Source organism: Euryarchaeota archaeon (assembly GCA_016207515.1).
In the GTDB taxonomy this organism is placed as follows: Archaea; Thermoplasmatota; SW-10-69-26; order JACQPN01; family JACQPN01; genus JACQPN01.
In genome coordinates this window covers 69,760-79,966 of the sequence record JACQPN010000021.1, presented here as the reverse complement: position 1 = coordinate 79,966, position 10,207 = coordinate 69,760, and the positions used below count along the sequence as shown (strand labels likewise).

At 63.6% G+C, this 10,207-nt stretch carries 11 protein-coding genes; 3 read left to right on the top strand and 8 right to left on the bottom strand.

The genetic code is table 11. From position 1 onward, the window contains the following. The first annotated feature begins 59 nt into the window (after positions 1 to 59). Positions 60 to 677 (top strand): 4Fe-4S dicluster domain-containing protein, encoded by a 618-nt coding sequence (locus HY556_08900; protein ID MBI4393896.1) that lies wholly within the window; start codon positions 60 to 62, stop codon positions 675 to 677. Continuing rightward, positions 677 to 916, top strand: a complete 240-nt coding sequence (locus tag HY556_08895) for a hypothetical protein (GenBank protein MBI4393895.1) — start codon at positions 677 to 679, stop codon at positions 914 to 916. Before HY556_08900 ends, HY556_08895 begins: the two co-directional genes overlap by 1 nt. Before the next feature lie 33 nt (positions 917 to 949). Here the strand turns inward: HY556_08895 and HY556_08890 are convergent, their stop codons facing one another. The 7 genes from HY556_08890 to HY556_08860 form a co-directional block, all read right to left on the bottom strand. After that, positions 950 to 2,407 carry a succinylglutamate desuccinylase/aspartoacylase family protein gene (locus tag HY556_08890; GenBank protein MBI4393894.1) on the bottom strand — a complete coding sequence of 486 codons (1,458 nt, stop codon included), beginning with the start codon at positions 2,405 to 2,407 and terminating at the stop codon, positions 950 to 952. Positions 2,408 to 2,410: 3 nt separating this feature from the next. Next, entirely contained in the window at positions 2,411 to 4,615 is a 2,205-nt protein-coding gene (locus tag HY556_08885; GenBank protein MBI4393893.1) for a hypothetical protein, read from the bottom strand. A 145-nt stretch (positions 4,616 to 4,760) separates the two neighbouring features. Beyond that, positions 4,761 to 5,750, bottom strand: coding sequence for an EamA family transporter (locus HY556_08880; GenBank protein ID MBI4393892.1), 990 nt, complete (start codon positions 5,748 to 5,750; stop codon positions 4,761 to 4,763). 107 nt (positions 5,751 to 5,857) lie between these two features. Further along, positions 5,858 to 6,133, bottom strand: a complete 276-nt coding sequence (locus HY556_08875) for a MoaD/ThiS family protein (GenBank protein ID MBI4393891.1) — start codon at positions 6,131 to 6,133, stop codon at positions 5,858 to 5,860. Between the two features lie 104 nt (positions 6,134 to 6,237). Further along, positions 6,238 to 7,764, bottom strand: coding sequence for a hypothetical protein (locus tag HY556_08870; protein MBI4393890.1), 1,527 nt, complete (start codon positions 7,762 to 7,764; stop codon positions 6,238 to 6,240). Positions 7,765 to 7,894: 130 nt separating this feature from the next. Continuing rightward, positions 7,895 to 8,164 carry an elongation factor 1-beta gene (locus HY556_08865; GenBank protein ID MBI4393889.1) on the bottom strand — a complete coding sequence of 90 codons (270 nt, stop codon included), beginning with the start codon at positions 8,162 to 8,164 and terminating at the stop codon, positions 7,895 to 7,897. Positions 8,165 to 8,168: 4 nt separating this feature from the next. After that, positions 8,169 to 8,336, bottom strand: coding sequence for a DUF1610 domain-containing protein (locus tag HY556_08860; GenBank protein ID MBI4393888.1), 168 nt, complete (start codon positions 8,334 to 8,336; stop codon positions 8,169 to 8,171). 141 nt (positions 8,337 to 8,477) lie between these two features. On the opposite strand from HY556_08860, the gene HY556_08855 reads away from it, so the two are divergent. After that, the gene (locus tag HY556_08855; GenBank protein ID MBI4393887.1) at positions 8,478 to 9,872 is read left to right on the top strand and encodes a hypothetical protein; all 1,395 of its coding nucleotides are present in this window, start codon (positions 8,478 to 8,480) and stop codon (positions 9,870 to 9,872) included. A gap of 35 nt (positions 9,873 to 9,907) precedes the next feature. Here the strand turns inward: HY556_08855 and HY556_08850 are convergent, their stop codons facing one another. Further along, positions 9,908 to 10,159, bottom strand: a complete 252-nt coding sequence (locus tag HY556_08850) for a hypothetical protein (GenBank protein ID MBI4393886.1) — start codon at positions 10,157 to 10,159, stop codon at positions 9,908 to 9,910. Positions 10,160 to 10,207 lie beyond the last annotated feature (48 nt).

Genomic DNA, 10,207 nt, shown 5'->3' with positions numbered 1-10,207 from the left:
GGGAGCCCGCCCGATCGACTGCCCACACTTTATTAGTCGCTGAGCGGTTCACCGCCCTTGTGACCCTCAAGTCGATGGAGAATTTCGCCATCGAGATCGGAGACTCGCCGAAACAGCTCTTCGTCTATCCCGACAAGTGCGTCGGCTGCCACCTTTGCAGTTACGCGTGCTCTCTCAACAAGTTCGGCATACTCTCGAAGACGAAGACCGCCATCCGGATCGTCAAGAAGGACGGCGCGTGGGAGTTCCCGAACTATTGCATCCAATGCGAGGACAAGACCTGTATGAAGGTCTGCCCGACGGATGCGCTTTTCTGGGACAAGGAGAAAGGATACGTCGAGCTCCACAAGGACGACTGCATCGGGTGCGGCCTCTGCGTGGTGAAGTGCGCGTACGACGCGATCGCGTTCGAGGACAGGGAGGTCGTGAAGTGCAACCTCTGCGGCGGCGACCCGGCGTGCGTCAAGGTATGCCCAACGGAGGCGATAATGTTCGAATCATCGAACCCGCAAAAAGAGATCGAGCGCGAACGCCAAGGCAAAGAGTACATCGCCGACGTGGCACCCGCTCTCCATCTTACGCCTCCAAAACTCAAGGACATCGTCGCAAGGTCGAACGCGAAGGGCATCAAGTTCCCGACCCCGCATGAAGTGAAGGCCAGGAAGGGGATGAGGTAGTGATGGGCCCGGGGACCGGAGGAAGCGAGGCCGACCTTTCCGACGTCGAAACGCAGGTCTTCGACACGATGAAGAAGCTGGGTGCCACGAGCGAGGCGGCGGCGAAAACGGTCGACGAGCTCCGCAAACCCACACACATGACGCGAAACATCATCGCGTTCATACTGGAGTCGCTTTTGAAGAAGGGCGTAATCGTGCAAGTGGGAGAAGGAGACGCAAGGAAGTTCTTCCTCAAGTGAAGAGAAGGGCGCTCACATGCGCCCGACCTGGTATCAGCGCTTCCGGCGTGAAAACGAGACCGCCGCCAACGCCCCGACCACTATCCACGCCTCGAACCCCGGCACCCTCGACGGCGTTTGGGAGCCGATCTCCAGGGCCGCCGCGCCGGTGACAGCGATCGGCGATCCGTGATCGAGCACTCCGACGAGGGCGTCTCCACCGCCCGTCACGCCGAGCTGTAGCTTCGAGGCGCCCATCTTCGTGTCGATTGGGCGCTTCTGGTAGGAGAGGGTGACCGGGAACGCGCCCGCGCGGAAGGCACCGGCCACGACTATCGTCGCGCTCTCACCGGCCCCAAGGCGTGGGATGAGGTTCGAGCGGAGATTCCCCAGGGCGTCCCCCACCGTGATCTTCGCGTTCGTTAGGTTTCCAAAGCCCGTGTTCCTCACCTCAAGCGTCACCGCGTCGGTGGCGACCGAGACGATCGACGCCTCCGCGTGGCCTCCGTAGAGGTGGACGTTGAGGAACGCATGCTCCACCGCGCGCCAACTCTCCTTCTGGAGTTCTTCGATCGGAGCGGTGTATGCGGGCGGACCCCAAACGCCCTGCGGAACCTCGGACGGCTCCCCGTCGAACGTCGTGGACTTCATCTCGTAACTCCAGGAGTTCGCGCCAACCAGTGCGTAACCCGAGTCGCTCGTGATGCCGCTTGCCGGATAGATGGTGGACCACGTGGGGCCGCAGTCTTTGCGCACGTCGTACAAGACGTCGTTGCAAATCTTCTCGAAGACCGCCTTGTCGTCCGGATGGGGTTCTCGGCCCTCGATGCCGTACGGGTAGAGCCAGAGGTTGCCGCAGCAGTGGATGCTGAGGATGAAATCGGGGTCGAAGCGCTCCCAGACACCGATGACGGCGCGCGTCTCCGGCTCGCTCGCCGGATACGGCCCGCCGTAGTTCAGGGCCGGATCCTCGACCACATCGCCCCATCCTATCGGGTAATTGCGGTTGATGTTGACGCGGTTGTCGTTTAGGCGGCCAACGCCGTTCATCGAGCCCTCGGGGTTGACGAGCGGGAGGATTATCGTGTGGCGGTTCTCGACTACCCAGGTGGCCGTCGCGTTCGAACCGTAACCGGCAAGAAGCGTGCGAAGCCACTGCATCACGAAGATGACGCCGATGTACTCGTTGGCGTGCGTGCCTCCGTCGATGTAGAGGACTTCGCGTTCATGGATGGGGACTCGACTTGCCGCCTCGAAATCGGCGACCTCCATGTACCAGAGTTCCATGCCTTTTCCCGATTGTCCGGCGGAATGGAGCCGCGCTATGTCCTTGTGATCGGCGGCGAGCGATTGCATCTCGGCCGTGAGGTAAGGATAGATGGGATAGACCTTCGCCGCCCCGAGGTCGCTCGAGACGGACGGTGGCTCCGGCGCCTGTGCGCCGACGAGCGGGGCGAGAAGGCCCAGGGAAACAAAGAGCGCGACACCCGCCAATCGGCCGCGCCGCGCCATCGCCTATCGCCTCCGCCGGATGAGGATACCGCCAAGAAGCGCACCGATCACGGCGACCGCTTCGAAACCGGGAACACGCGTGGGCGACTCCCCTCCTTCGGGGGAGAGGCCCGCTTCTCCAGCCACGTCTATCGTGCGACCAAGGTCCTCGGCGACGACCGGGGGCTCCTCGAAGATGTACTCGTAGCCCAGCATGTTGAAGAGGATCTGGTTTCCCGCGCTCGTCACGGCGTAACTGTCGAGCCCGTACGGGTGATAATTGTCCTCCGTGGGGTCAGGGAGAAGCGCTCCGATGAAATCGATCTCGCCTGCGCCGAGCTTCACGGTCCCAAGGTTCGTCCCCTTCTCGCTTGTGCCGATGACGGTTATCCCCGCCTTCGCCGTCGCGTTCGGGTCGATCGTCCAGATGGGCGAGGTGCCCGGCGCGAAACCGAGGGGATTCGCATCATACGTCTGTTTCGGGAACCCCGGTAGGTTGGAGACGAGCGGGTGCTGCCTCTCCACGATGTTGGTATAACCGGCGTAGCCCACTTCGGGGAGGATGCTTCCCTCGGGAAGAACGCCGAGATCGACCAAGAGATCGATTGCGGCATCGGTGAGGATCAGTTTTCCACCCTTTTGCACGAAGGCCTTCACGGCGGCGAGCGCTTCCGGCGAGGATTCCACCTGGGTCTTGGCGGACCCGGATATGACGAGCGAGTCGAAGTCGGGAAGCCTCTCGCCGAGTTCGCGGGCGTTCCGTAGGGGCTCGAAGACGGCTGGTCTGTCGCCGTCCTTGAGGAAGGGAGCGAGGTCCTCGAAGTAGTCTGCGGGCCGGGCCTCGAAGTCGCGGTGGTCGATGTCGAAGGCGTCGTCAGCCGCGTTCTCCCTGTGCCATCCCGCGTACTTGGCCTTGTCATCGTCGGCGCTCGTCGCGAGGTACGGGCTCTCAAGCCATGCCACACGCTGGCCCTTCGTGTCGACGGACAAGACGACCTTCTTCGAGGCCTCGTCCATGAACGTCCAGACGATGTCGCGCACGGCCCGCACGTGGTACTCGTTTAGCTTCGCGCCGGCGCCCGGGTAATAGTTGTCTGCGATGATGTGGTTGTAAGCCATCTCGACGAGGAAACCAGGCGCATTGAGCCCGACGTCCTGAAGGATGAACGCGCCGAGCGTCGCGGACGCAGAGTAACCGATGCCGTCGTAGGTCGCGGCCCATTGGCTGAATTCACCGCCCCAGACCGCGCCGGCCGAGACGGGCCCGACGACGGGCGCCTCGGGTCGGGGAAGCCCCTCCGGTGCTGCGTCGTCTGGCACCGCGGTCCACTCCTTGAAAGTGGGGTCCGTGTTGAGACGCGTCTTCGTCGCCTGCGCGAGCTTCGTGTTCACGAACATCTCATGGGGCGTCCTCTCGCCGTCTTTCAAGAGAATGAGGAGGAAATGGTCGTCGGTGAGCATCCCGTGGATGTCGACCGCGAAATTCACGCGCGGGAACGCCTTGAGGTACGGAAGGTAGGCCTGCGGCTCAGGCTCTCCCAGCGGCTTGTAGTCTTCGAACATGTAGCCCGACGTGGGCGATTGCCGGTTCAGGTCCACGCCGTTGCCGTTCACGCGGACGAAATTCATTCCCTCGACGCAGTCTCCGTTGGGGAGATCGACCGGGATGGGGAAGTACGCAGGGCAATCCGCCCGGTAATCGGCCTCCTCGTGGCGCCAACCGTCGGGGTTGCCGAACACGAAGACGTCGAGTTGGTAGTCGAGCATCTTCACGAGCGCCGGGTCCTCGACGGCGATGCCTTTTCCCGTTGCGAGGTCTTCGATGACGCGCAGTCCCCCTTCGCGCCCACCCTTCTCGTTCCCGTGGATCGAGAGGACGAAGACGTTCACGAGCTTGTTCTCGCGGGGGATAGGGCTCTTCTCGTTGGTCACCTCGACGGCGAACACGTCGAACGTGTCGTGGGCCCCGGTGACCGCGTTGTCCCAACCGACGGATTTCCCGAGGACTTTGAACTCGATGAGATCGGGCCTACGCGATTCGAGCTCCTTGAGGCCGGAGACCGCCTCCTCGTAGCCGATGTAATCGTTGGTGGCCAACGCCTCGGGGAAGATGCGGCCGCTCACGGCCTCGAAGCTTGAGCCGTTGACGCCAGGAGTCGGCAACGCGATTGCAAGAGGACCGACGACTAGCAAGAACGCGACCGTGACGCCTCCGAAGACCCTCTTCAATGTGCTCGGCTCCCACTCCGCTTGAGAGTATATAAGCCTTGTTTGACGCGGGGAAACCACCCTATCTTCTCCCGACGCCGTGCCCCGCCGTGTCCCCGAAGCGATGCTTCCAGGGCATCGCACTAGCGGGCAGGTCGCAGGAGGCCTATTTGCCGCCCGCCATCGGATCGTTTTGACTACGCGTCGTGAAACGGCGCCATACGGCCTTGGCGCCGCCCGTGCGGCCGCCCGTCGTGATTATCGCCACCGCCACGATGATGACGGCCGCCGCGGCGAGGGTGCGCGGCGTTATCCCCTCGCTTGCCAAAGCCCAGCCGAGGAAGAGCGCGATCACGGGGTTGACGTACGCGTACGTCGAGACCTTTGCCGGCGTCGACACGCGAAGCAGCCACACGTAGCAAGTGAACGCGATTATGGAACCGAACGTCGTGAGGTAGAGGAACGCCAAGAGCGAGCGCGACGATATCGCGGCCACATCCACCCTGGAGAACTCGCCCATCCCCGCTCCGGCCATCGTGAGGAGCGCCCCGCCGGCGAGCATCTCCATCCCTATCGCGAGGATCGGGTCCGAGGGAAGTCTAGCGGAGCGCGAGTAGAGCGAGCCCATGGCCCACGCGAGCGTTCCTCCAAGGATCACGAGCGCGCCAAATAGCGGCGCTTGACCGACGGTCGACGCTCCGGTGAAGTCGATCAAGAGAGCGACGCCGAGAAAGCCGACGAGAAGTCCCACGATGGTCGCTTTCCCCGGGCGCTGCGCCCCGGGCCACCACCAGTTGAGTAGCGCCATCCAGATCGGCACGGCCGCGACGAGGAGAGCGGCGAGCGCGGACGGCACGGTCTGCTCGGCCCACGTGAGAGCGCCGTTCCCGCCGAGGAGCAGGAGACCGCCGACGATCGACGCGCTCAGCCAGTGGGCGGGCACGGGTCTGGCGGCTCCGCGCGACCGGGCCCAGGCGTAGAGGATCGCGCCTGCCGCCAGGAAACGCGCTCCCGCCATGAGCATCGGGGGGATCGTCTCGATCGCGACCTTGATCCCGAGGTACGTGGACCCCCAGATGACGTACACGGCAAGGAACGCGAGTGGGACTTTCCACGCTCCAAGGGCGGGAACCGGCGGCGACGCGGATTCTGGCATGTTCGATTTCACAGGAGATTATGCTACGGAGATTAAAGTATCGCTGGCAAGAAGATACGCTTGCATAGCGCGACGGGCAAAAGAAAGGACACTTGACTTCTGTCGGTTTAGCCGCCGGTGAGCGGGAGGAGGAACAGGAGCTCGTCGCCGTCTTTGAGGACCAACGCCGCGGCCTGGCTCTCGTCGACGGCCACGTTGTTGCGGTAGATGTTCACGTACGGCGACAGGGCACCGTTCTCGAAAAGCTGCTCTTCGAGGCCCGGATACTCATCGGCGAGTTTCCGAAGGGCCGGGACGAGCCCGCCCTGGGCAAGTTCGAGCGTCACCTCAGGCTTCCCGACCGCGTCGCGGAAAGGCCGGACCAGCGTGACCTTCACTTTCACGAAAAGACATGGGCAAGCCAGAGGCTTAAAGGGTTCGCGGGCGCAAGGCCCGGGCGACTTGACGGCCGGCTTCCGCGAGCCATCGGTTTTTTTCGGGCTCCGGCTCAGGCCGCCGGTGCCCCGACCCAGGACGCCTCGCCGTACTTGAGGACATGTAGCCCCGTCCTCCCATCGCTCACGTAGAGGTATTCGCCCTTGAAGAACTGGCCCCACACGGCCGAGTAGCCGGTCTTCTCCCGGTGCACGTGAGGCACGTAGAATCCGATGGCCTTCGGACTAGTGAGGTTCTCCCCCGAGGCGTCGATGAGCCACGTTCCTCCGTGGTTGTAGGCGAGCGCGATCTTTCCATCCGCCGTGAGGTCGAAGTTGTGGGGGCTGAAGATGAACGGCCTGTCGATGACGAGGCCACCGGGGATCGACCAGAACCCGAGTTTCTTTGGATTCGCAGGGTCCGTCGTGTCGATGAGGGTTATCTGGCCCGCCTCGTCGGCGGTCACGATCTCCGGCTCCCCCACGGTCACGTGCTTGCCGTTGATGAGGGCCGGGAACGGAGCCGCGCGGTGCATCTGGGCGATCTTCGAAGGGCCGAAGTCGCCGTAGTTGGAGATGGTCGTCGGAGCGCGCGGGTCGCTGATGTCGACGAGCACGACGCCAAGGTCCCAGTAGGCGACGTACATGATGTCCTGGCCCGTCAACGGATGCCGTTCGACGACGGCGTCGTGCGGCCTGTACCATTTTCCGTCGGGCTGCAAGTCGGTGCGCTGATAGACGGAAAGCACATCCAACGTCTTCTCGCCTGCGCGCTCGGTGAACTCGTAGATGGTGACGCGTTGCGTCACTGGGTAACTCTCTGGGATCTGTTCTCCGGCAGGGATACCGGGGAGCCCTTCGCCGCCGACGTAGTTGAGGGTGCTTCCCGTGAGGTCGTAGGTGCAGCTGATCAAGAGTTGGCGGCCGTCCTGCACGTAGTAGGTGACCGTGTGGGGCCCGTTCAATGGCTGCGGGATGAAGTTCTCGTACGTCGGATGCATCTTGTCCGTGACGTTCACGATGTAGATGCCCCGGGGTTTGCTGCCTTCCGAATCCTCCGTGTAGGTCTGCGGGCGTTGCAATGGATTCCGCTGCGTCGAGAGGAACACCCAGTTGCCGTCCGCGGAGACTTCGATGTCGTCGCCGCTTGTGGCCTTGTACTCGCCGATGACGCGAGGCGCCAACGGGTCGGAGATGTCGATGATTGAAAATCCCCCTAGTTCGTCGACACCGACGAAGCCACGCGTGAGGTTCGTCCGCGGATCGACGCCGGGCAACCCGCCGCCGCGCACGAGGAAAAGGTAATCGCCGCGGATCGCAAGCTCGTTCACACCCGCGCCGGCCTGCATGTCGCCGACAGCGCCTGAACCATAGCCGGAATTGTAGGCGGCGAGACTCAGACCGAACGACGCGGAGTGAAGCGCGTCATCCGCGTGGTCGTGGTCTTGGGGGATGGGCTCGCCGATGAGGGACACGATGTCGGAGACGAGACCGCCGAGATCGCCTTGAGTCGTGACCGGCGTCGAGTTCCCGACGCACCCGGCGAACGTCGCAAGCGTGAGAGTCAGTATCGAGAATGACACCCGGGCGCGCTTTCCCATTGCCTTCGGCGTCGAGTCCGCCTGGATTCTTAAATAGTTTGCTGGGCGAAAATGGCGCATTCCCGCCAGAAACGGAACAAACACGGACAAAACACCAATCGCGCGGGGTGCGCGGGAAGCAGGGCGCCCTCTAAACGAGCCCTACGTCCGTCGTCTCGACGCTCTGCACGTCCGAGATCTTCGAGAACGCCGCCTCGATGGCGTCGGTGCCGCCCTGTAGTCCGTCCGGCATCGTGACGATGACGTTCAACGCAACAAGGCCGTAAGCGATGGGCTTCTCGTCGATGCGTTTTAGGTCGACGCCCGCGGGAATCACTTTCTTGATCTCGGCCTTGATCGGGGCGAGGTCCATCCCCGCTTCAGCGGGCATGATGCGGATGTTCGCTATGACGGTGCCCACGCGTTCACGGCCCCACGAAGCCGCAGTGGGCGCAAGTGAATTCGACCGATTGGTCGCGGCACTGGGCGCAGCGGCCGATCTTGCCGTCGCCGCAGCTTGGGCAGAGGAAGCTCGTCGTAGCCTGGCCAATGAGGCGCACTCCGCACGAGGAGCAGGTTTCTGTGACCTTCATCTGCAAAACACCGGACGTAAGGCCGGGGAAGCGCTTTTCTGATATAAAGGTGACGGCGGACGTGCGAGGGCCTTAAACGGGCCCCGTTGGTCGACGCCAGTGCGCAAAACCTTATCAGGTGAAGAAAACGCTTCTTTACCCATGAAGGCCCGAAGCGCGCTTCTTGCGATGGCCATGCTGGTTCTTGCGGGCTGCGTCCAGACCACCCCGTCGGAGGCGGAGGTCGACGCGGCCGCAAGTCTCGTCGCGGGACTGCCGACGCTTCCGAGCATCACGATCGAGAACGCGATGACCTTCACCCAATCGGTCGTCGTGCCAGCGAAGGCCGTCATCGACGACCTCTACGAGCCTACGATGGAGGTCTCGGACTCCGGGACGATCTACGTCGCGGGGCACGTGATCGAGGCGGCGACCACGGGCACGCCCGCGTACTTCAGCAATGACAACGGCGCGACGTGGAAGCAGCTTCCCTTCGTCGCAAACGTGGAGTCCCCCATCCAGGGCGCTCAACCGCCGCCGGGTGACGAGGGCGTCATCGTCGCCGGTGCCAATGGCCAGGCGTGGATGGCCGACATCTACGCGGCCGGCTTCACCGTCACGGGCTGGTGCGACAACGGCGCCAGCCAATGCTACGACAACCGGTACGCCTATGATCGTGCCGCCTCCACTCTGGGCTGCAAGCCGGCGAGCCTCAACGACCGGCCATGGGCGGCCTATGCTTCCGGGAGCCTCCTTCTCGTGAACAACCCCGGCGGCGGCCCGATGCAGATCGGGGTCATGGCCGTTCCGCCCGCCCAACCCGTGGGGGTCTTCGACGTGAACGGGCCCACCTGGAACACATGCGCCTCGACGGGCGGTTCGATCCCCGGTGTCCCGACGATGCGTGCGGACGGACGCTTCGCAGTCCCGCAGATGGTCGCGTCCGGCGAAGAACAGGTCTTGACCGTCGTCATCGGCAGCAAGGACAACATCTTCGATGTCGAGACCGTGAAGGTCTTCCCCGTGACCTCGGCGGGAGCCGGGACGACCAACGGGGGCCGGACGGCGTTCGACAAAGACGGAACGCTCTTCGTCGCGGCGCGTAACAACACGAGGGCCGACGGGGACAAGCCCATACAAGGCAACTTCGTCGTGGCCGTGAGCCTCGATGCGGGCCAGACTTTCAAGAACGCGACCTTCCCCGTCGGCACGGCCGTCCGGTCCATCTACGTCGACGGCAACATGGCCGGTGCCGGCGCACTCCTCGCGTGGTCGCAGGTGAACGCGGATGACAACGCGACGAGTGACTGGTACGTGGGTCACGTGTTCGCTGGCCCCGACGGGCGACCGGTCCTCGTGGACGTGACGCTCGCCGTCGCCAAGGGCCCGCACTCTTCCGCCCACGTGATGGGCGCGGCCGCAGGACCCGACGGCCGGGCGTACTTCATGAACTTCAAGGACACTTCGACGACGCCCGCCGAGTACGCGGGGAGCACGCCTTTGAGCGTCTGGATCCAGAAGGATGGGCCGAGACTGCCGACGCTCGCGACCGTCTAGAGACGCCCCTATGGCCCAGGGTGGCCAAAGCCCGTTCAAGTCTTCGGGGGTTGTTCCTCTTTCCTGGCCTTTCTGAGCTTCCGTTCCCACGCCCAGAGGCCCACCGCGCACAAGTAGAAGAATATCGACGTACCGCCAAGGAGTTGGACCGACGCGTCGAGAAGCGGCCTGTCCCATGGAAGGGCCCGCAGGCCTTCGGTGCCGAGTAGCGCCACCACCGCGAGGCTCACGATCAGTATGTTCGCGATCGCGACCAATGCGTCGCGAGTCGTCGCCAAGACGCCCACGAAGCCCGCCAACGTGTCCGGGCGGAAAATATTATCGTGCGAGACGTT